We start from the raw sequence: 22,892 nt of genomic DNA, 5'->3' as shown, positions 1-22,892 counted from the left end.
TTTGAAAAACATAATCATATCGAATAATTTAATTATCAATTAGATTTACAAATTTCTATTTGAACTTTCAAAAATTTTTAAAGCTTCAATTGATCCCTCATATCTCCAATGCCAAGGTTCATAATCTATGAATTTATTATCCTTGTTAAAGGATAACTTAAAGTGAAACTTAGCTGCATTCTTTTTTAACCATCTAAAGGCTTTAGTATTTTCGAATTCAGTTTCAAAGTCTGTTTCTCTTTTAGTAGCATCACCAATGTCAATTGCAAAACCAGTACTATGTTCAGAATATCCCGGAGGTGCTGAAACTCTAGCTCTCTCTACAGCTTCTTGATTTCTAATTGATTTTAAAGAGTAAAAGATATCTTTTTGCAAATTTATTGATCTATAACCACTTAAGAAGACCAAATATATCCCTTCCTTTTTTGCTTCTTCTCTCATTTGTAATAGAGAATCACGCATATCAAGATGAACTTCAATATTGGGCTCAATTAAAACTAGTTTCTCCCTTGGGATTTCTTCATAGGGTAGGTGTCCCAAAACTCTATGGTCCTGATTTCTCTCAACCTGAAAAATGAGATTACGAAGAGTTCCTGCTTCTAAATTCCTAAACCATCGCAATGCAGCTATAGAAAAAATAAGTAATAGAAATGGAAAAAATATTAATAATTTTTTTAAAAATACTGAAGTAGGTTTTTTTAAGTATGTTCTTTTGGCAAGCGGTATATCAAATTGATCGATATCGTTGTTTTGTTCCAATATTGAAATGTGTATTTGGAAAAGATATTTCGATATTAACTATTATTTTAAGAAATGCACTTTTATAAGCAAAAAAGATGTAGCTTTTATATACACTATTATTTTTTTTCATATGTTGAGGGTAGCTGTTATTGGAGGAGGCCCAAGTGGTTCGTGTGCTGCAGAAATACTTGCTAAAGCTGGAATAAAGACGTGGCTATTCGAGAGGAAATTAGATAATGCAAAACCATGTGGAGGAGCTATTCCACTTTGCATGGTAGAAGAATTTGATTTACCTGAATCAATTATTGACAGAAAAGTAAGACATATGAGAATGATATCTCCATCAAATAGAGAGGTAGATATTAGCTTAGATAGAGTTTACGGTAAAAGCGATAATGAGTTTATTGGGATGTGTAGAAGAGAAGTTATGGACGCTTTTATGCGTAATAGAGCATCAGATCTTGGGGCCACACTAATAAATGGATTAGTTACTTCTATTGATACAGGCGACAATAATCAAGGACCATACAAATTATCATATTCAGATTTTACTAATGGAGACAAAAAAGGAGATCTCAAAGAGCTTACTGTTGACCTTTTAATCGGAGCGGATGGGGCTAATAGTAGAGTTGCAAAAGCAATGGATGCAGGAGATTACAAAGTTGCTATTGCATTCCAAGAAAGAATTAAATTACCTAAAGAGGAGATGACTTACTACGAAGATCTTGCCGAAATGTACGTCGGAACAGATGTTTCTCCTGATTTTTATGGATGGGTGTTCCCAAAATATGATCATGTTGCTGTTGGCACTGGAACAATGCAAAAGAATCAATCATTAATTAAAGGACTTCAAGAGGGAGTAAGAAATAGAGCAAAGAAAAGACTTGTTAATGGCGAGGTTATTAAGGTAGAGGCACATCCTATTCCAGAGCATCCAAGACCAAGAAGGGTAGTTGGGAGAATGGCATTAGTTGGTGATGCAGCAGGTTATGTTACAAAAAGTTCCGGAGAGGGTATTTATTTTGCTGCAAAGAGTGGGAGAATGTGTGCTGAGGAAATTGTTGAGGCATCAAAAAACGGTCAAGTAATTCCATCAGAAAAAGATTTAAAAAACTATCTTAAAAAATGGGATAAAAAATATGGCACAACTTATAAAGTTCTAGAAATTCTTCAAAATATTTTCTATAGAAACGACTCCGCAAGAGAAGCCTTTGTTGAGATGTGTGATGACATGGATGTACAAAGACTTACTTTTGATAGTTACTTATACAAAAGAGTTGTCTCAATGAAACCATTACAGCAACTTAAAATCACAATGCTTACACTTGGTTCGATTTTAAGGGGGAAAGCTTTAGCACCTCTAAAATATAAACCAGTTGATAGTGCTGTTAGGGATAATAAAGAGGTAGAAAAAATGCTTGAAAATTATTCAATAAAGGGAGGCATTAAAGTTAAGAGTTCAAAAGTGTAAAGTCAACGATCTTTAAAGAATAATTTCTTATTAAGCTCAACAAATTTAGTCTATTATTTCTTATTTTCACATCCTCTGTCATTATTAAAACACCTTTTTCATTATCAAATAAATCCTCAATAGTATTAATATGAATCTCGAATAAATTTAGAAGTTCCAAATAATTTGAATAACCTTTTGAAAAATTCTTTTCTAATTCTCTAATAAATTCAAAAACTTTCATTTCACAATCTTTTTCGAAAAGTTTTGTATTAACGTAATTTCTTGTTGAGAGAACGTCTGTTGAAAGAGTACTGCTATTAGCTAATTTACTAACCCTAGTAATTACCTTCTGAATTTCAATAAAAGATTCCTTTTCTTTAAAATTGACAATTGATTTAATCCTATTTTTAAGATCAACAATATTCAATATTCTTTCTTGAGAAAGTTCATCAGAAGAGCAAACTGCCTTTATTAATTCTTTACCTAGTGATATTTCTTCAAGATGACTTTCAATTCTTTGAACTAAAAATTCATTTAAATCATTTAAAACTTTCTCTTTTGAAAAGTTTAAATTAGGGAAGGAGATTTTCCAAGAATCAATTAGTTCTTTAAATAGATTATCTAAAGGAAAATCAAATTCATAATTCCAAATTATTTTAATCACTCCATTCAAATTTCTTCTTAAAGCATATGGATCAGATGATCCACTTGGACGCTTACCAGAAATAAAAATACTAATTAAAGTTTCAATCTTATCTGCGATAGAAACTATTGCGCCATATTTTGTAGAGGGTAAAGCATCCTTATAAAAGGAAGGTAAATAATGTTCAGCTACCGCCAAACAAACATCCTTACAAAATCCTTCATTTTTAAGATATTTACCGCCCATTATTCCTTGCAACTCAGGGAATTCAAAAACAATTTCGCTACACAAGTCGTTTTTACAATATCTAGCAGCTTCTATTAATTTTTTATCATCTAATGACTTATCGTTTAAAAATATGAGAATTTTTTTAGTAACTTCCTCTATTCTCTCAACTCTTTGAAAAATATTTCCAAATCCTTTCAAATAAGAAACAGATTTAAGTTTTTCATTTCTTTGTATTGAGGCAACTTTTTTATCACTTTCTACAAAAAACTTTGCATCTGAAAACCTCGCCTTTAGGACTTTCTCATTACCTTTGGCAATATTGCTATTTGACTCTTCAAGACCATTTGAAATAACAAAAAAATTAGTACTAATATTTTTTTCAGAACTTAAATCAAGTTTTGAAAAAGTATTATTTTTTAATAAGAGAGGTACATATCTCTGATGACTTTTCATAACTGTTGAAAGAACTTCAACAGGAAGATCTAGAAATTCTTCACTAAATTTACCAATAATCAAGTCTGGCCATTCAACTAAATCAGTTAGTTCATTAAGTAATTCTTCAGAGAGGTCAGCATCAAGAGTTAGTGATTTAGACGCCTCATTTATTAAACTTCTAATTTTTTCTTTTCTTTCTTTTCGCTTAACTAATACCCTATTTTGTCTCAATAATTCAAAAAAATCATCAGGATTCTGAACTTCAAAAACTTCATTTATTAGTCTATGGCTTTTTGATTTGTTACTTATTTCGACTTTTGGATCACATTCATCAAAGGCGAAATCAAGGATATCATCATTGTAAATAGAAGTAATCCACCGAATAGGTCTTGAAAATTTTATATTCCCTGCACCCCACTTCATAAATCGAGGTCCTTGAAGACTCTTAACTATTTTAGGAATAATTGAAGACAAAGAAATTCTTGTTGATTTTCCTTGCTCAATTTTTGTTCCAAAAACAAAATTGCCCTTCTCTGTATTTTTTATTTCAAGATTGTCTACATCAATACCTAAACTCTTTGCAAATCCTAAAGCAGCATTAGTAGGAGATCCATTTAAAAAAGCCGAACTTGCATTAGGTCCTTTTCTCACTACTATCTTATCTTCTGCGTAATCGACTAAGCCTTCGATAAGAAGAACTATCCTTCTCGGTGTAGAGGTAACAACTATATTGTTGTATTTGATTAATTTTTTATCCAATTCAAATTCTATAAGAGATCTAAATTGATCTAGAACAGAGTGAGAAAATTTTGCTGGTAACTCTTCGGTTCCTATCTCAAGTAAATATTTAGACAAGAAAAAATTATGACTTCTATTACTATAATTTACTACCAGTTAAATAAGCTTTTCGCTAATGTATAAAAAGAGATATGTTTTGGTCCTTTGATCAAGGTTGAGAAAGTAAAAAAGAAAAAAAATTCTGCCAAAGAAGAAACAGTTTGTTTGGCAAATGGATTAGAAGTTTCTAAATTTGAAAATTTTAAAAAAAGTAGCCAATTCCTTAAGGAACCACTTGCAACGGAATTAATCAATGAGAGCGATCATTTCACTAATGATGCAGTGCAGTTGTTGAAGTTTCATGGTAGTTATCAACAAGATAATAGGGAAAATAGAAAGCCTGGCAAAAGTAAAGATTGGCAAATGATGCTTAGGTTAAGAAATCCAGGCGGTGAAGTCCCTGGGAAATTATTTTTAGCATTAGATGAATTATCTGACAAATTAGGTAATGGGACACTTAGGGCCACTACAAGACAAGCCTTTCAAATGCATGGAATTAGAAAAGAGAACCTAAAGGAAGTAATTAAAACAATAGTTAATTCAATGGGCTCAACATTAGCTGCATGTGGAGACATAAATAGAAACGTTATGGCCCCCGCGGCCCCATTTGATTCGCCAGACTATAATATTGCAAGAGCATTGGCAAAAAAAGTTGCAGATCTTCTCACCCCAATGGCTGGCCAAGGCACTTTTTTAGAGCTTTGGGCTGATGGAGATTTAGAGTACACCATAAAGCCTGACAAGGATATTGAAGCAATTAGGAAACTCCAATTCAAAGATAATGTTTTTAGTGGGATAAAAGATGAGCCTCTATATGGTTCAACTTATTTACCAAGAAAATTCAAATGTGCTGTTACAGTTCCTGGGGACAATTCTGTTGATCTTCTTACCAATGACATAGGAATAGTTGCCTTTACCTCTAAAGATGGAAACTTAGAAGGCTGCAACTTCTATGTTGGAGGTGGTATGGGTCGCACACATAATAATGAAGAGACCTTTGCAAGAATTGCAGATCCACTTGGATATGTTGAAGAACCTGATGTTTATGAATTAATACAAAGCATTGTGGCTATTCAAAGAGATTATGGTGATAGAAAATCAAGAAAAAATTCAAGAATGAAATATCTTCTTCATAGAAAAGGTATTAAATGGTTCAAAAAGATACTTTCTGATAAGTATTTCAAAAAAGAAATAAAAAAAATTAGAAAAGAACCTGATAAGGTTCTTATTGATTACCTTGGTTGGCATAAACAAAATAAAACCTCCCAATTCGTAGGCTTACCATTATTATCAGGGAGATTATCTGGAGAGAAGAAGAATACCATCACAAGTATTGTTAAAAAATATAATTTAGATTTAAGACTCACACCTAATCAAGATATTTTACTTTGTAATATCGCCAATAAAAACAAAGGTGAAATTCAAAAATCTCTATCAAAAATTGGATACGAAAATTTAGAAAACATTAATGAAATACAAAGGCATGCTTTAGCTTGTCCTGCTTTACCACTTTGTGGTCTTGCTATGACTGAAGCCGAAAGAATATTACCTGATGTATTAAAAAGGATTGAAAATTTACTATTAGATCTAAAAATACCAAAGACAATATTATTCAGAATGACAGGATGTCCGAATGGATGTACAAGGCCTTATATGGCCGAATTAGCACTTGTTGGAAGTGGGCAAAACAAATACCAATTATGGTTGGGGGGAAGTAAAAATCTGCAAAGGCTTGCTAAACCATTTTTACAAAGAATGGAACTTAACGATTTAGAAAAAACTCTTCAACCATTATTTGATAATTGGAAGAGTAATTTGGATTTGGATTTCGGAGATTTTATAAATACTCAAGATAAAAATTATATATTGAATTTACTAAATGAAAATCAATAGAATTTAAATTTTTCCATAAAGGGCATTTGCTTTTTTATTTTTCCAAGCCCATAATTGATCACCATAACTAAAATGCCACCATTCATTAGGATGTTGAGCAAATCCGAATTTAGTCATAATTTCCCTTAATAAATTTCTTCTACTATTCCAAATAATTGCTTCTTCATTCTTTATGTTTGCATAAAAATAAGGATTTGAGGTCTCATCCATTTGATCAACCATGCCTCCCAATTCAACAAGATTTCCTTCTTTATCTGATAAACAAACATCCAATGCACCCCCAGTTGAATGAGGGGGAGGACACCTAGTGTCATAAGAAGGATATGCCCAAAATTTTTCAACTTTTTTTAAAATGGATGGATAAGATTTTATATTTTCAAAAGAAATATCAATATCGGATTTTTCACACTCTAATAAAAATGCTCTTTTAAACATAAATTCCTGGACTTCTAAAGGTCGCCAACTGTCATAAATTAAAAGGTTAAAACTACTCTTTGATATAAAATAATCATTTACTTTTACTAATCTATTAACGACCTCCTCTCTTAATTTCCAAATAGAATTTTTATCTTTGTAAGGTGCTCCTAAATGAGAGTAAGGGTGGGGATCTAAAAACTTTAGGCAGCTAGGAATTGCTATTAATTTATCTCCATTATCTTTAATTGGTATTTTATTCCAAATTTTCAATTGAAATTTGCAATTGATTTATAGTCGCATAAATATCAAAAATTACAATGATATTTTTCAATTTAAGAAATCATGAATGAATTTATTATCAGAATTTTCAATAAGTATATTCCTTAAAACAATATTTTCTTTTAAATCAGGATCATCACTAACAATCTTAATAGCCTCTTCACGAGCCTTATCAATAAGAAATTTGTTGTTAGGTAAATTGTCCAGTACAAAATCAGGCAATCCGGATTGTCTATATCCTAAAATCTGGCCAGGTCCTCTAAGCTCCAAGTCTTTTTCAGCAATATAAAAGCCATCATTAGATTTTTGCAAAACACAAAGTCGTTTATTTCCTAAACCATTTTTATCGGGGGTTACCAGATAACAAAAAGATTTTGTTGATCCTCTACCAACTCTCCCTCTTAATTGATGTAGTTGGGACAATCCAAATCTGTCCGAATTATAAATAATCATAATGGAGGCGTTAGGCACATCAATGCCAACTTCAATTACTGTAGTTGAAACCAATATATTAATTTCATTCTTTAAAAAAGAATTAATTACTTCATTCTTTTCTTGTGAACTTAATTTGCCATGTAATAATCCAACTTTTTTGTTAAAAAAGACCTTTTCTGATAAATGTTTGAATATTTTCTTTGCAGAGCTTAAATTCATTTTTTCTGAATCTTCTATAAGTGGCAAAATCACATAAGCTTGTTTTCCCTTATTGATCTCATCTTCAACAATCTTGAATAAGTTAGTTAAATCATCTTCTGAAATTATTTTTGTTGTTACTGGAACTCGCCCAGGAGGGAGTTCTGTAATTTGACTCACATCTAAATCTCCATAAATAGAAAGCGCAAGAGTTCTTGGAATTGGTGTGGCTGTCATTGATAACAAGTTAGTATTTTCTCCTTTATTTAGTAATCTATTTCTTTGAGTTACTCCAAATCTATGTTGTTCATCAATTACGACCATGCCTAATGCATTAAAGATGACTTTATCCTCAAATAATGCATGAGTACCTACAAGGATATCAACTAATCCATTTTTCAAATTAGAGAAGATTTCTTTTCTCTTTTTTTGAGGAGTATTCCCAGTAAGTAGTTCAACAGAAACTAAAAGGGGATTCAAATATTTTAATAAATTTTTATAGTGCTGTTCTGCCAATACCTCAGTTGGGACCATAAATGCACCTTGCAGGTTTTTTTCAATGACAAGTAAAAGAGACGCTATTGCAATAATGGTTTTACCGCTTCCCACATCTCCCTGAAGCAATCTAGACATTGGTACGGGATTAGATAAATCTTTCTTAATTTCATTTAAAACATTTTCTTGAGATTTCGTTAATTCAAAAGGAAAATTATTTAAAAATTCTTTTAATAAAGATTTTTTTTGAAGTAATTGTTGGGTAATTACATTCTTATTCGTCTTTCTTTTTCTAAGTAGGAACTTTATTTGAAGTAGGAATAACTCATCAAAAACCAAACGTTTTTTTGACTCAATAAGTGCCTGTTGAGTTGGTGGAAAATGAATATTAATCAACGACTCTCCTTTTGATAATAAAGATAATGAATCGAGTTGCTTTTTATCTAAAATTTCTGGATATTGCTTTGCATAAATTAGTACCTTTTTCATAAGTTTTATAAAACTCATATTTGATAATGCTTCACCTAATGAATACAAGGGTAATATTTTGCCTGAAAAATTAAAATTATCATTGTTATCCTTAAGAATCTCAATCTGCGGATCTACAAAAGTTTTGCCATACTCTGTCAATTTAACCTTACCGGAAATTGCTAATTTGGTGCCAAGAGTATACAAAGATTTTTGAGATGTGAAGAAGGAGTAAGATCTAAATCTTCTTCCTAAAAAAAATTTTGTAACCTTTATTGAAGACGTTTCATCAAAAACTACAATATTCATTATTGATAAATTACTATTTTTTTTACTTTTATGAATATAAAATCTTTTAACCTTAGCAATGCACGTGTATAAATTTTCTGGTTTTAAATTTATTATCTTGACTCTATTCGTATAGTCTAGATATGTTCGTGGGAAATAATTAACTAGATCTTTTATATGAAATATCCCTAATTCATTAAGCTTATTTTTATAAACTTTGCCTACATTTTTTACTAATGAAATATCTGAATCAAAAGACAAACTTGAATCTGCTTTTTTCAGAAAAACATTATTGGAAATATTATTAGAACTTTCTATTTCTAGAGTTTTACCTAGTTTATAAAGATTTTTTCTTGTATCTATAATTAACCTTTTTCTTTGTTTTTCGTCTAATTTATTATATTCATTATATTTTTTAGAAAATTCATAAAATATCCTTAAATATTCATCTGAGAGATTTAGATTATCTAGTTTTTTTAATGATTCATGCAAATAATCATTAAAATATTTTTCTCTTCCTAAGGTATTAATAAATTTATTTTCAGTCTCAATAGTAAGAGACTTTTGAAGTGGTCTTATCCAATCTTTAATTAATTTATTATTATTCCCACTAATAGTCACATTTGAAAAAAGAGTTATTTTTTCACCGTATTTTATTCAAAGCTATTTCTTTTTGCCTCCAATATGTCTCTTTTTTAATCAAACGCTGAAATTGATTTTTTAGCTCATTTATTTTGTTCCTTTGAATAGAAAGATTTAGATTTTCAAACTCTAACTCAACAGTAGATATATTGAAGAAAATAATGCTTGGAAAATTATTGCCGATTAATGATGACTGATTTAAGTTTAATTCGAAATTAATAACAAAAGGATATGGATGTTTTATCATAAAATTTTTGCCCACTAAGTAATCAAAGGAATCTTTAGATATCATCTTTTTTATGATATTTGCCTTGAATAATTCTTGGTTAACATTATACGAAAGATTCAATAGTAAATTTTCCAAAGACTTGTCTATTAAATCAAAATTATTAAGAATCTGATTTTTTGGTAAATTATCCATTTGATTGATATTTTCTTTTTCTTGATGTCTTATTTTTTCCACCTTTTCTTCTCCTATTAATTCAATTAAGGAGGAAATAAATTGTTTTTCAACTCCTGAATTTTCAAAAAAATTGTTATGAGATAAATAATTATTATGTTGGTTATTATCTAAATCAAGTGATACGAATCTCTCATAATTATGAGCTTGATAATATTCAGAAGTATTTGAAAAGTCTTCAGTAATCTCAAACTGAGTGGGTTCTTTTAATTGAAAACCATCTTCATATTGAAATTTTTCTTTTTGATCATCCTTTATTTTTGTGGAACTATCAAAAATAGTAAAATTAATTTCCTTATTTATATTTTTTTCAATTTGATTTATCTTTAATTGTTCTACTGTTAAAAAGGGCAAATTTGTAAATATTAATTTAGTTATTTTTTTTTCAAAAAGACTATAGAATTCATTTTCATTTAAGAAATTATCATTAATTGTTGGATAATTATATATTTGATTAAGGCCTTTTTCTACAGAAATGAAAAGTAGATCTCTTACAAGATTAAGATAAAGGTCATATTCCCTATAGATATTTCTAGTTAATATTCTTTTTTGTATATCTGCTCTCTCTAATTGAGAATTAATTTTATCTATATCTATGTAATTGTTGAAATTATTCAAATCATTCAAGTGACTAGTTTTTTTGCATTGATGCGACCTCTTCAGCAAAGTCCATCTGATTTTTTTCGATACCTTCACCTAATGTATATCTTGTAAAGCGTCTTACTTTGATATTTTCCCCAATTTTTGCAGCTGCCTGTTTAACAAGATCCTCAACTGTTAGAGAACTATCTTTAATGTAGGGTTGTGAAAGCAAAACAAGCTCATTAAGTCTTTTTGTTATTCTCCCTTCAACTATTTTTTCTTTAATTTGTTCTGGTTTTCCAGATAAATCATCCCTACCCATTTCAATCTGCTTTTCTTTCTCAACAACATCTTCTGGTATTTCATCAATTGATACATACTCAACATTTGGGCATGCTGCTACTTGCATTGAGACATCCTTCAACAGAGATTGGAATATATCACCTCTAGCAACGAAATCAGTTTCACAATTCAACTCTAGTAAAACTCCGACTCTTGATCCAGTATGAATATAACTACCAATCGACCCTTCGGCCGCTACTCTTCCTGATTTCTTTTCGGCACTAGCTATGCCTTTCTTTCTTAACCATTCCAAAGCTTTATCTAGATTTCCTTCAGTTTCGTTAAGTGCTTTTTTGCAGTCCATCATTCCTGCGCCAGTTTTGTCTCTAAGATCTTTTACAAGTTTTGCTGTAATGTTTCCCATTTGAAGTAATAAAAAATAGTGAATAAGTAAGTTTTAAATTGGAATTTAATTTTTTCTTTCGGCATTAGAGCCCTTTCTACCCTCATTTATGGCATCTGCAAGTCTTCCTAAAATAAGTTGCACAGATCTAACGGCATCATCGTTACAAGGAATTGGAACTTCACACAAATCCGGATCGCAATTTGTATCCAACATTGATACTAATGAGATATCTAATTTTCTAGCTTCTAATACTGCATTAGATTCTCTTCTCTGATCAACCAATACAACTACATCTGGTAATCTTCTCATACCCTTAAGTCCACCTAAGTATTTTTGTAATCTTTCAAGTTCTCTCCTTAATACTGCAGCTTCTTTTTTAGGTCTCATTGCTATTGAACCACTACTTTCCATTCTTTCTAGATCCTTTAATCTCTCAATCCTAGCTTTCATTGTTGTCCAATTAGTCAACATCCCTCCAAGCCATCTTTGATTTACATATGCAGCTCCACAGCGTGTAGCCTCCTGAGCGACTACATCTGATGCTTGTTTTTTTGTACCGACAAATAGGAAACGTTTACCGCTTTTTGCAGCGTTTCTCGTCCACTTATATGCATTGTTCATACACAATGCTGTTTTTACAAGATCAATAATATGAACACCATTTCTCGCGCAATATATATATTTAGACATCTTGGGATTCCAACGTCTAGTTTGATGCCCGAAATGAGCACCAGCTTCCATCATTTCTGATAGTGATACAACAGCCATAATTTAAAAAGGGTTTCGGGTTAGCCTCCATCTGACGGGGAATTAATATTAATAATTCACCCGAAACTGTCAGATGTGTGAAATTTATTTCAATTATTCTAGCAAGTGATGTGTATTTCTAAAAGTTTTTTATCTTGTTTTGGTTAACTGTTTAATGTAAATCATATTTAGTGGGATCCTTAATATCTCAAGTGCAAGTCTATTTCTTCTTATATTTACTAGGAATCTTAATAAAGGAAGGATTCTATCAACACTGATTAGTCCTCCCAAGCAAAGAATTTGCCAGAGTAAATAATGTAGAGGAGTTAATTGAATCATAAATCTAACCCTTAAATTTGGGTGTTTCTTATAAAACACTAAAGCCATTTTTGCTCTCTCTTTTTCTTGAGTTATTAATGAATCTATTTGTTCGCAATTAAATGGCGGATGCCAATGAAAACCTACTGCATTAGGGCATTTAATTAATTTTGTCCCAATTTTTTTTAATCTTTCTCCAAGTTCTAAATCCTCCCAACCGTAAAGACTAAATGAAGTATCAAATAACCCCACACTTAAAATCAATTCTTTTGATATCGCTACATTACCAGTAGCAAAGTATGCAAAAGAAGTGTCCATTATTTTATGTTTTTCACTCTGGGGATTTAGAAAATTAGATGTATTGACTACCGATCCATAGGTAAAACATTTTTTATCATTTTTTCTCCAAGAGGCAAGTAATTTTTCTACGTGGCAATTTATAAAATTGTCTAAAACAATAAGATCACTATCAATGAATATAAGAATTTCATATTTTGATTTAATTACTCCAAGATTTCTTCCAAGTGCAGGCCCTCCATGTTCTTGCTCAAAAAGAATAACGTGCGGAAGATTAGCTTTGTTTTTATTTATCCATGAGGTTGTTCCATCAGTTGATCCATCATCAACTACTATTACTTCATAATTACTGATATTTGTATTTAAATTTTGATTCTCAAGCGCAAATAGACATTTCTCTAATATAGGCAACCTATTGTAAGTCGGTATAACAATACTTACATTCATGATTAAGTCTTATATATGCATAATATATTGAACTCTAAAAGAAAAAATAAAAGATATTCCCTAATCAGCTGCACCGCCATTATTTGCTGTGCCTGTAACGTTCCCACCATCAGGTCTTCCATCAGTTCTTAATTTCCTTTTTTTGAATTTTCTAGCATAGGCTCTATTACGTTCCTGCTTTTCTTTTTTTAGATTCCTTCTCTTAGCCATAAAATTTTTAACTTTTAATTATATTAGCTCACTATGAGCACTATATATTTTACCATCTTCCATATTTAATATCCTATCAGCCATATCAGAAATTCTTGGATCATGCGTCACCATAAGGACAGAACAATTTTGGTCTTTTGCTAGTTTCCTTAAAAGCGTTACTATTTCTCTTCCTGTGACGCTGTCTAAAGCAGAAGTGGGCTCATCAGCTAATAAAAGTTTTGGGTTAGCAGATAAAGCTCTAGCAATTGCTACTCTTTGTTTCTGCCCACCAGATAAGTCATTTGGTAACTTTTTATGATGTTCTTCTAATCCTACTGCTGACAACCAATCCCGTGCTATTTCACGCCTTTGCAAATATGTTAAACCTTTTATTAAATCTGCGCCCATCTGGACATTTTGTTCTGCTGTTAAACATCTCAGAAGATTGTGACCTTGAAAAATCATTCCAATACTTCTTCTAAGAATCTGACGTGTTTTCCTTGATGCTCCATTTAACTGATTATTTAGGACAGTTAAATCTCCACTTTGACAGGTTCTCAAGGCACCAATTAATGTTAAAAGAGTCGTTTTACCACATCCAGAAGGTCCTTTCAAAAGGACTAACTCTCCTTTATCAATATTTAAATTAACGTCATTAAGAACTTGTTTTTTATTCTCATTTTTTCCATAAAAGTGACTCAAATTATTTATTGAGACTGTTTTAAGGTTTTTAACATTATTTTTTGATTTATTAGCTTTAACCATTTATCTTTAATTGCTAAAAAATTTCGGCAGGATCAGCGTCAACTAATTTACGCATCGCTACAGCGGCAGACCCCATGCACATAACTAAAACCAAAATAAAAATTAGGATAGTTTTCTCTGCATCCATAATTATTGGCAGTTTAGTAGAATTTCTTATTACTGAGTAAAGTATTTGACCAGAGAAATAAGCAGGCAAGTATCCAAATAACGCTAACAAAAACCCTTCTCTGGCTACGACAAAGAAAAGAGATTTCAATCTATAACCCATGGCCAATAAAGTCGCATACTCCGGAAGGTGGTCAGTAACGTCACTATAAAGAATTTGATAAACGACAACACACCCTACAACGAAACCCATCAAAGCTCCCAAACTAAATATAAAACCTATAGCAGTACTATTTTTCCAATAATTCTTTTCAAATTCTATAAATTGATTTTTTGTAAGAACTCGAACATCATTAGGGAGTGAGTTGTTTAAAATTTTTGAAATCAATTCAGGATCAGATCCTTTTTTAAGCTTAACTAAACCAATTTCTATGCTCCCAGGAGGATTTGCAGGAAAAAGCCTTAAGAAGGTTTCTCGGCTAGTTATCAAATTACCATCTGCACCAAAAGATGGTCCCAACGCCACTAGACCTTCAACAATTACTCTTTTCCCAGCCACTTCTGTTTCAACTTTTTGATTTGATAAAAACCATTCTTCAATTGGTCCAAATTCAGGTCTAGAAAGTTTGTCAAACAAAACTCTTGATGGATTCCTTAATTTATAAGCTTTCTTTGAGAATCCCTCATCTAAAAGAAGTGAATCATTTGGATTAAAACCTAGAGCGAGTATAGATCTTGTCTTAAGATTTTCGGGATTTCTCCAAAGTAAATAATTTAGATTGACGGGAGCAGTTTTTTCAACATCTTCCACTGCGAGAGTTTGAATCAATCTTCTTTTTGGGAATCCACTCATACTTATAGAACTTTTTGATCTAGGACTAATCAAAACCAGATCAGCATCTAAAAGTTTATGAATAGTTACGCTCGTATCAAATAAACCATCCCTAAAACCTAACTGCATAAACATTAAAATGCCTGCAAAACTTATTCCAGCAATAGCAACTGCCAATCTTAATGGTTGCCTAGTTAACAATAACCAAGCTAATGGGATTTTTCTAAATTTTAAAAAAGAAAAATTCATTAGGGAATAAATTTTGCAATCACTTTCATTCCTGCATAATTTTGTACAGTATCTATAGAGTCTTGATCTAGCTTCACCAGAACCTCGATAATGCGTGAATCAGCATCACCCGTTGGATCAGTAGAAAAAACTTTTCTTTGTTTAACCTGAGGACTTATCCTAATTACCTTCCCTTTGAGATTTTTTTGAAAACCTCCATTCTCACTGCTCAATTGGACATTCTGAGAGATGAAGACTCTATCGATATCAGATTCATAAACCTCTATTATAGCTTCCATCTTTTGACTGGAACCAATATCTAGTATCCCTTCATTCATTGGCCTCTCACCTACTCTCGTATTTATCCCAAGTATAAAACCATCAATTGGGCTCCTTAATTTTGAATTAAAAAGATCTATCTTGATATTTTTTTGATCCCCTACAAGGTTTATTTTTTGTTTTTGCAACTTTAATAATTCATCTTTTCTTTGCGAAAACTGTACAAATGAATATGCATCTTTGCTCAAAGCCAGTTCATACCTTTGAATTTGATCTTTCTTTAGGGCAATTTCATCGTTAATTGTATTAATAAGTTCTTCATTCCTTTGTAGATCAGAAATCAACTTTTCTCTATTTTCAAAAATTGCCAAAATATCATCTTTATTTACGAAATCTCCCTCATTTACTAAAATTTCAACTATTCGAGGAGACGAGCCAAATTGACTTATCGGAGCTGCTAGTTGCCTAATCTCTCCAGAAGGCGAAAGTCTCCCCAGCGCGGCAACAGCTGTTACAGTTGGAATGAAATCTGCATTAATTTCCTCTTTTAATTTGGATTTAGATTTACTATTGCTAGAACTAGAACAGGCAATAAGTCCAATAGATAAAGGTACAAACAATAATAGATAAACAATTAAATTTTTGAATATTTTTAATTTCATTAAAAATCGAAGAGTACTTTTTTGATATAGTTATTGACCCATTTTTCATCAAAATATTTTAAAAGAACCATACTAGTCTTCTCATTTTTCATTTGTTGCACACAATAATTCTTTTGGTAATCTACTCTCTCTTTAATAATTTCTTCTTTAAATTCAGGTGTGGCTTTCTTACTTAATTTGATCAAAATAGAAAGGTATTGATCAACAACTCTGCAAAAATCATTTTTTTCAGATTTACTTTTTAGAGATGCAAAAAATACATTCTTAGAAAAAATCTCCCCCCAGTTAGGGATTTCTCTTAATGATGTGAAGGAGCTTTTATCAACTTCATTGAGAAGTTCTTCATATTTCAAACCTTGATTTTTAGATGCAGGAGATAAATCAACAATTGCAGCAGACACAACATCATTTATTTTTACTAAATCCATTCCGAAAATTGGGATATCAAATTTAGGATCAGGGAAAAAAACGCAGTGTAAAATTTTAAGATTTTTAGAAAATTCCGCTACTTCTATATGTAATTTTCTAAAACCTTTTGCTTTATGAAATTCGTTTTCAATAATCAGCTCCCTACCAATTTCGTTCGATACTATATTATTAAGATTTGGATCTACCTTTAAAGTCTGAAGGTTATCAAGCATTGACCTATGCTCTCTAATATTTTGTAATAAGTCCAAAATAAGAGGGTCCGTTAATTTAGTTTTAGTTAAAGATTCAGACAACAAGAGTAAAAAGAACCAAAATAGAGTTTAAAGAGAAAATTTAAATGAATGTAGGAGAAGTTAACTACTATATCCATTCAAGCAAAACTAGATGTGTATTTGTGGATAATAAAGATTTGCCACTTATAAGCATTGATATTTGGTGCAAAGCAGGTTCTTCCTTTGAGGAAGTTGATAAAAATGGCACTGCTCATTTTCTAGAACATATGATTTTTAAGGGCACTAACAAACTTATGCCAGGTGAATTTGATCATAAAATTGAATCACTAGGAGGATTAAGTAATGCCTCAACAGGTTATGACGATGTTCATTACCATGTGCTTATTCCACCAATTAACTTTAAAGAATCGTTAGCGCTTTTGACAAATATTGTTGTTTCTCCAAATTTTAATACCGATGAATTTAAAAAAGAAAAAGGGGTAGTAATTGATGAAATAAAACAACAAAATGATCAGCCGGAAGAAAAATTATTTAATTACTTTTTAAAAAGGGTTTGGCAAGGTTCTAGTTATGGCAACTCGATACTAGGTACTGAACAAAGTATTAATAGATTAGATATTAATGATCTAAGGAAATTTCATCTCAAACACTATAATTGCGAAAATATTTGTGTGGCAATTGCGGGCAATCTTTCAGGAGATATTTATAATATTTTTGAAAAAAGTGATCTTTCTGGAATAAATAAAAATCCAACCCTTAAGGATACAAATTCAATCAATTTAGAAAATAACCCTCCCCTTAAAATTAGGAATGGTAGAGAGGAAATTAAATTTAAAAATTTGGAATTTTCAAGAATATTTATGACATGGTTTATCCCAAATCTAAGAGACCAAAAAAATATTATTGGACTAGAAATCCTTGCATCAATACTCTCTGTGGGAAGAAACAGCAGATTAGTTAAAATTTTAAAAGAAAAAAATAATCTTGTTGAATCTGTATATGTTGATGTAAATCCTGGTGAACTTGGCGGGTTATTCATCTTAGAAGCAAGTTGTGAAAGTAAAGATACTTATTTAGTAGAAGACAAAATTAATAAAACAATTGATGAAATCACATTAGACAATATTTTAACTTTGGAGGAAATAAGAAAAGCAGTAAATATTGTAAAAAGCAATTATCTTTTTAATTTAGAAACATCCACACAACTTTCTTCATTCTTTGGGAATGAACTTCTTTGGGGGAGAGAATCATCAATCAACAAGTTAGAAAGCTATTTAAAATATTGGAATGATTTAAGTAATTTCAAAGAAATTACCAACATTATCCGCGGAGATAAATTCACCCTAATTGCACAACCTAGTAAATGATTAAAAGATATTTTTTAAATAATAAAAAAAGAAATTTTTCAATTGCTTCAATATGGATTAAAGGTGGCAGCGATATGGATGTTATTAATAAAAAAGGTATTAACAAGATTCTTTCTTCATTACTTACTCGAGGATGTGATGGTTTTGATAATTTTGAGCTATCAGAATATATTGAATCCTATGGTGCAGAGTTAAATCAGGAAGTATTTGAAGATGGTATCTCTATAAGCATCAAATCCCTAAATGAACATTTCAGCAAATTACTCCCTTTATTGGACTTAATAATTAATAAGCCAACTTTATCTGAAATTGAATTTCAAAAAGTGAAAAATTCCACTATTAATTTGATTAAAAAAGATAGAGAAAATCCATTCAATATATGTTTCGAGAAATGGAAAAAAATTGTTTATTCAAATCATCCTTATGCTTTTAATACAATTGGTAATGCAAATGATGTCGCAAAAATAACCTACAACGATATTTTATGTGAGTTTAAAAATTTTAATGAAAGAGAAAAGTATATAATTTCGAACAACTTAGAAATAAACGGAGAAACTTTGGACAAATCAGATCAAACTATTCAATTAGAAAAGTCAGGGGCTATAAGTAATCATTCAGAGTCTCTAAATAGATTTGATTACATAAGCAATGATTCAAACCAAACAATAATAATTATAGGAAATCAAACCTGCTCTTGTAAAAGTATAGAATACTTGCCACTTAAGGTTTTTGAGTCACATTTATCCTATGGAATGAGCGCTGCTTTATTTAAACTTTTCAGAGAAAAAAATGGCATCACTTACGATCTAGGAGTTTTTAATCCTGTCAGAAATGGGAATGCTCCTTTTTTAGTTTATTTATCAGTATCAAATAAAAATGCAATTTTGGCTTTTGAACTTTTATCGTCGTTATGGAAAAATTTACTTTTAAACAAGCTAATGGATTCTGAAATTCTTTTAGCTAAAGAAAAATTAAAGGGTTCTTTCCTTTTAGGCAATCAATCTTTAGATGAAATCTTACAACGAGAGATTCAATTGATTAGCTATGGAATACAACCTATTTCGAAAATTGATTTTAATTCTAAGATAGATGAAATATCTGCATTAGATATTTTTAATTTGATAAATAAGTATTTTTCAAAACCTTATTTGAGTATTTCTGGAAATAAAAAAAATATTTCTGAAATTAAAAAAAGATGGCAGAAATACTTTTAATATTAAACTTTTTCAATCTTATCAATATCTATTAAAAAGGAACCTCTTCTAAACATTACTTCAACAGTTTCAGGAGATTTTATTGATAAGATTTCCCCAACTTCATCAATTGCGACTAGATCAGGAGGTCTTAGCATTGGCATATTATCAGAAGTCTTTAGGAAAGAGACTGGGGCAATCAACTTAACCTTATCTTTGATCACAAATTTCATAAATAAATCTAATAGTAACAAGAGTAATATAAGCACAAAGTTAAAGAAAATATCAACGAAATGCATTGATTCAGTCTAGAATCTATTAATTAACTTTTAACAAATTAATGAATCCAAAAATCAAAACATTAATTTTATGGGCATTACCTATAGTTTTAGTAATAGGGCTTTCTTACCAATTCTTATCATCTAGTAATGTTGATTCACTTAAATCAAATGGAACAACCGTTGCTCCTAGAAATTCTGCGGTAGCTAGAGTTAGTTATGGAAGATTTTTAGATTACATTAACTCAGGAAGGGTAACATCAGTCGATATTTATGATGGCGGTAGAAATGCAGTAGTAGAGACAATAGATTCAGACTTAGACAATAAAGTTCAAAGATTAAGAGTTGATCTCCCAGGCCTTACTCCTGAACTGATAAATAATTTAAAAAATGAGGGAATCAGTTTTGATGTACATCCTGTTAAGACTGCACCAGCTGGATTAGGAATTTTGGGTAATTTACTTTTCCCAGCCATTTTAATAGGCGGTTTAATTTTATTAGCTAGAAGATCAAGTGGCATGCCAGGAGGTCCTGGGCAAGCCATGCAGTTTGGAAAGACAAAGGCAAGATTTGCAATGGAAGCAGAAACGGGAGTAGTTTTTGATGATGTAGCAGGAGTTAACGAAGCTAAACAGGATTTGCAGGAAGTTGTTACTTTTTTAAAAAAGCCAGAAAAATTTACTTCTGTCGGGGCAAGAATTCCTAAGGGAGTCCTATTAGTTGGCCCCCCAGGTACTGGTAAAACACTTTTAGCTAAAGCGATAGCAGGTGAAGCAGGTGTTCCATTTTTTTCTTTATCAGGCTCTGAATTTGTTGAGATGTTTGTTGGTGTTGGTGCAAGTAGAGTAAGAGACCTTTTTAAGAGAGCCAAAGAAAATAGTCCTTGTTTAATATTTATTGACGAAATTGATGCTGTTGGAAGACAAAGAGGCGCAGGTATTGGAGGAGGTAATGATGAGAGGGAACAGACTCTAAACCAATTACTCACCGAAATGGATGGATTCGAAGGTAACAGCGGTATCATTATAATTGCAGCGACAAACAGACCTGATGTTTTAGATTCAGCTTTAATGAGACCTGGTAGATTCGACAGGCAAGTAACGGTAGATGCTCCAGATATTAAAGGTAGATTATCTATACTTGAAGTTCATGCAAGAAATAAAAAGCTCCAAGAAGATCTAACACTCGAAAGTATCGCAAGAAGAACTCCTGGATTTACCGGAGCAGATTTAGCAAATTTACTAAATGAAGCAGCGATCCTAACTGCAAGGAGAAGAAAAGACTCGATTAGTATTTCTGAAATTGATGATTCTGTTGATAGGATTGTAGCCGGAATGGAGGGATCACCATTAACAGATGGGAGAAGTAAAAGATTAATTGCGTACCATGAAGTTGGTCATGCTCTTATCGGTTCACTAGTTAAAGCTCATGATCCTGTTCAAAAAGTAACTGTCATCCCTAGAGGTCAAGCTAAAGGTTTAACTTGGTTTACTCCAGACGATGAGCAAACCCTAGTTAGTAGAGCACAACTAAAAGCCAGAATAATGGGTGCATTAGGAGGAAGAGCAGCTGAGGATGTTGTTTTTGGAGAAGGCGAAATTACAACAGGTGCCGGTGGTGATTTTCAACAAGTTGCTTCAATGGCACGTCAAATGGTTACTAGATTTGGAATGAGCAATTTAGGGCCTATAGCTTTAGAAACAGGAAATCAAGAAGTTTTTGTTGGTAGAGATTTAATGACTAGAAGTGAAGTTTCTGATTCTATATCAAAACAAATCGATGAAAGTGTAAGAGTGATGGTAAAGGAATGTTATAAAGAAACTTATTCTATAGTCAGCAAAAATAGAGAGGCAATGGATAAAATTGTCGATTTATTAATAGAAAAAGAGACATTAGATGGTGATGAATTTGTGAGCATACTTTCTCAATTCACTGACATCCCTAAAAAAGAGAGAACTCCACAACTTTTAAACTAAATTTTAGGTTTCTTATCTAAAACCAAATCTATTAATCCATAATCAACTGCCTCTTTTGGAGACATGTAGAAATCTCTATCAGTATCTGCTTTTATGGTTTCATAATCTTTACCGGTTCTTTCTGATAATTCGGTATTAAGACGTTCTTTTAAAAATAAAATTTCATCTGCTTGAATTCTTATGTCACTTGCTTGGCCTCTAGCGCCACCAAGCGGTTGATGAATCATTATTCTTGAATGTCTAAGGCTACTTCTTTTACCTTTAGTACCTGCAGCTAACAAAAATGCACCCATACTTGCGGCTAAACCCACACAAACAGTATGGATATCAGGTTTAACATGTTGCATTGTATCAAATATACCTAAGCCATCGTATACAGATCCTCCTGGAGAATGGATATACATATAAATATCTTTATCTGGATCTTCTGCTTCAAGGAAAAGCAATTGAGCGACAATTCTATTAGCAGTTTCGCTAGTAACTTGTTCTCCCAAAAAGATTATTCTCTCTCTTAAAAGTCTCGAATAAATATCAAAGACTCTTTCAGTGCCACCAGAATCTTCTAAAACTAAAGGGATCATAATAATATTTATCTGTTTATTAGATATTAACGATATTGAGTCAACATACGCTAACCTTATTAAGGTTTACATATAAAAAATTGAAAGAAAAATTGACTGTTTCAGATAGCAAGAAGTTATTCCATGAACAATTTCCTTACATTATTCCAGCTTTATACAAAAGAATAGTTGATGAGATTCTTGTTGAACTAAATCTTTTAAATCATCAGAGTGAATTTTCACAAGATTATCTCTTTTGTATTGGTCTCACAGAAACTTTCAAAGAATTATTGAAAGGATACGAGCCTGAGAAACATTTAGATCTTCTTTTTGATTCCTTATGTAGTTCTTCAAATTTTGAAGGTAAGAAAATTAAAGAAATATCGCAAAAATCTCAATTAGAATTTAAAGATAAATCATCAGAAGAAATATTAAAATTGCTAAAAGAAAAGTATGATACTAAACTTTATCCCTCAAGGATATTGATCTTGGGAATGTATATACTAATCTCAGAATCCCACGATTTAAAAGGGAAAAATGAAACTGAAATTAATAAGGCAATCATAAATATTTTTGAAAGTTTAAACCTACCTACTAATAAAGTAGAAAAAGATATTGGAATCTACAAAAGTAGTATCTCCAAATTGAAACAAGCAAAAGAATTAATTGAAGAACTAAGATTAAAGGATAAGAAAAAAGACATAAAAAGATAGAAACTATTGCTTCAATCTTCTTTTATCTTTCCAAGAAATATAAGTTATATAAGTTACAGCAAATGTTATGAAAATAAGCAAAGTGAAAG

At 31.2% G+C, this 22,892-nt stretch carries 21 protein-coding genes; 6 read left to right on the top strand and 15 right to left on the bottom strand.

What is annotated here, in order from left to right; genetic code table 11:
- Positions 1 to 45 precede the first annotated feature (45 nt).
- Entirely contained in the window at positions 46 to 759 is a 714-nt protein-coding gene (locus tag HA141_RS04160; RefSeq protein ID WP_209117175.1) for a M15 family metallopeptidase, read from the bottom strand.
- A gap of 112 nt (positions 760 to 871) precedes the next feature.
- Here HA141_RS04160 and chlP point away from each other — a divergent pair, with 112 nt between their 5' ends.
- On the top strand, positions 872 to 2,212 hold the full coding sequence (gene chlP / locus HA141_RS04155; RefSeq protein ID WP_209117173.1) for a geranylgeranyl reductase: 1,341 nt from the start codon (positions 872 to 874) through the stop codon (positions 2,210 to 2,212).
- Here the strand turns inward: chlP and glyS are convergent.
- Positions 2,193 to 4,355: a glycine--tRNA ligase subunit beta gene (gene glyS, locus HA141_RS04150; protein WP_209117171.1), complete on the bottom strand. Its 2,163-nt coding sequence runs from the start codon at positions 4,353 to 4,355 to the stop codon at positions 2,193 to 2,195. The genes chlP and glyS overlap by 20 nt on opposite strands.
- A gap of 87 nt (positions 4,356 to 4,442) precedes the next feature.
- On the opposite strand from glyS, the gene HA141_RS04145 reads away from it, so the two are divergent.
- Positions 4,443 to 6,230: an NADPH-dependent assimilatory sulfite reductase hemoprotein subunit gene (locus HA141_RS04145; RefSeq protein WP_209117168.1), complete on the top strand. Its 1,788-nt coding sequence runs from the start codon at positions 4,443 to 4,445 to the stop codon at positions 6,228 to 6,230.
- Between the two features lie 3 nt (positions 6,231 to 6,233).
- On the opposite strand, the gene HA141_RS04140 is transcribed toward HA141_RS04145, so the two are convergent.
- From HA141_RS04140 to HA141_RS04090, 11 genes are all read right to left on the bottom strand, one after another.
- The gene (locus tag HA141_RS04140) at positions 6,234 to 6,917 is read right to left on the bottom strand and encodes a M15 family metallopeptidase (RefSeq protein WP_209117166.1); all 684 of its coding nucleotides are present in this window, start codon (positions 6,915 to 6,917) and stop codon (positions 6,234 to 6,236) included.
- 57 nt (positions 6,918 to 6,974) lie between these two features.
- A complete protein-coding gene (gene recG / locus HA141_RS04135; RefSeq protein WP_209117163.1) occupies positions 6,975 to 9,431 on the bottom strand; it encodes an ATP-dependent DNA helicase RecG in 2,457 nt (818 codons plus the stop codon).
- Between the two features lie 22 nt (positions 9,432 to 9,453).
- The gene (locus HA141_RS04130; protein ID WP_245157273.1) at positions 9,454 to 10,530 is read right to left on the bottom strand and encodes an adenylate cyclase; all 1,077 of its coding nucleotides are present in this window, start codon (positions 10,528 to 10,530) and stop codon (positions 9,454 to 9,456) included.
- Positions 10,531 to 10,543: 13 nt separating this feature from the next.
- The gene (tsf, locus tag HA141_RS04125; RefSeq protein WP_209117159.1) at positions 10,544 to 11,200 is read right to left on the bottom strand and encodes a translation elongation factor Ts; all 657 of its coding nucleotides are present in this window, start codon (positions 11,198 to 11,200) and stop codon (positions 10,544 to 10,546) included.
- A 45-nt stretch (positions 11,201 to 11,245) separates the two neighbouring features.
- Entirely contained in the window at positions 11,246 to 11,950 is a 705-nt protein-coding gene (rpsB, locus tag HA141_RS04120) for a 30S ribosomal protein S2 (RefSeq protein WP_011818259.1), read from the bottom strand.
- Positions 11,951 to 12,079: 129 nt separating this feature from the next.
- A complete protein-coding gene (locus tag HA141_RS04115; RefSeq protein ID WP_209117157.1) occupies positions 12,080 to 12,991 on the bottom strand; it encodes a glycosyltransferase family 2 protein in 912 nt (303 codons plus the stop codon).
- Between the two features lie 60 nt (positions 12,992 to 13,051).
- A complete protein-coding gene (locus HA141_RS04110; RefSeq protein WP_209117154.1) occupies positions 13,052 to 13,201 on the bottom strand; it encodes a hypothetical protein in 150 nt (49 codons plus the stop codon).
- Positions 13,202 to 13,219: 18 nt separating this feature from the next.
- Positions 13,220 to 13,948 (bottom strand): DevA family ABC transporter ATP-binding protein, encoded by a 729-nt coding sequence (locus tag HA141_RS04105; protein WP_209117152.1) that lies wholly within the window; start codon positions 13,946 to 13,948, stop codon positions 13,220 to 13,222.
- A gap of 13 nt (positions 13,949 to 13,961) precedes the next feature.
- Positions 13,962 to 15,134, bottom strand: a complete 1,173-nt coding sequence (gene devC / locus HA141_RS04100) for an ABC transporter permease DevC (protein ID WP_209117150.1) — start codon at positions 15,132 to 15,134, stop codon at positions 13,962 to 13,964.
- Positions 15,134 to 16,054, bottom strand: a complete 921-nt coding sequence (locus HA141_RS04095; protein ID WP_209117148.1) for an HlyD family efflux transporter periplasmic adaptor subunit — start codon at positions 16,052 to 16,054, stop codon at positions 15,134 to 15,136. Before HA141_RS04095 ends, devC begins: the two co-directional genes overlap by 1 nt.
- Entirely contained in the window at positions 16,054 to 16,779 is a 726-nt protein-coding gene (locus tag HA141_RS04090; protein ID WP_209117146.1) for a phycocyanobilin:ferredoxin oxidoreductase, read from the bottom strand. The genes HA141_RS04095 and HA141_RS04090 overlap by 1 nt, the downstream gene beginning before the upstream one ends.
- A 41-nt stretch (positions 16,780 to 16,820) precedes the next feature.
- Between HA141_RS04090 and HA141_RS04085 the strand changes: the two genes are divergently transcribed.
- Both HA141_RS04085 and HA141_RS04080 read left to right on the top strand, forming a co-directional pair.
- On the top strand, positions 16,821 to 18,083 hold the full coding sequence (locus HA141_RS04085) for a M16 family metallopeptidase (protein ID WP_209117143.1): 1,263 nt from the start codon (positions 16,821 to 16,823) through the stop codon (positions 18,081 to 18,083).
- Entirely contained in the window at positions 18,080 to 19,297 is a 1,218-nt protein-coding gene (locus tag HA141_RS04080; protein ID WP_209117141.1) for a M16 family metallopeptidase, read from the top strand. Before HA141_RS04085 ends, HA141_RS04080 begins: the two co-directional genes overlap by 4 nt.
- A gap of 2 nt (positions 19,298 to 19,299) precedes the next feature.
- Here the strand turns inward: HA141_RS04080 and HA141_RS04075 are convergent, their stop codons facing one another.
- Positions 19,300 to 19,509 carry an NAD(P)H dehydrogenase assembly family protein gene (locus HA141_RS04075; RefSeq protein ID WP_209117139.1) on the bottom strand — a complete coding sequence of 70 codons (210 nt, stop codon included), beginning with the start codon at positions 19,507 to 19,509 and terminating at the stop codon, positions 19,300 to 19,302.
- Positions 19,510 to 19,616: 107 nt separating this feature from the next.
- Between HA141_RS04075 and ftsH the strand changes: the two genes are divergently transcribed.
- Entirely contained in the window at positions 19,617 to 21,530 is a 1,914-nt protein-coding gene (gene ftsH, locus HA141_RS04070; protein ID WP_209117137.1) for an ATP-dependent zinc metalloprotease FtsH, read from the top strand.
- On the opposite strand, the gene clpP is transcribed toward ftsH, so the two are convergent.
- The gene (clpP, locus tag HA141_RS04065) at positions 21,527 to 22,114 is read right to left on the bottom strand and encodes an ATP-dependent Clp endopeptidase proteolytic subunit ClpP (RefSeq protein ID WP_348535318.1); all 588 of its coding nucleotides are present in this window, start codon (positions 22,112 to 22,114) and stop codon (positions 21,527 to 21,529) included. The two genes, ftsH and clpP, sit on opposite strands and share 4 nt — an antisense overlap.
- 32 nt (positions 22,115 to 22,146) lie before the next feature.
- On the opposite strand from clpP, the gene psb29 reads away from it, so the two are divergent.
- Positions 22,147 to 22,803, top strand: coding sequence for a photosystem II biogenesis protein Psp29 (gene psb29 / locus HA141_RS04060; protein WP_209117133.1), 657 nt, complete (start codon positions 22,147 to 22,149; stop codon positions 22,801 to 22,803).
- Positions 22,804 to 22,892: the final 89 nt, after the last annotated feature.

Origin of the sequence: Prochlorococcus marinus XMU1402, from assembly GCF_017696205.1 — a bacterium.
Lineage (GTDB): Bacteria > Cyanobacteriota > Cyanobacteriia > PCC-6307 > Cyanobiaceae > Prochlorococcus_A > Prochlorococcus_A marinus_AC.
The sequence above is the reverse complement of the archived record's forward strand: the minus strand, read 5'-3'. Positions and strand labels throughout refer to the sequence as shown.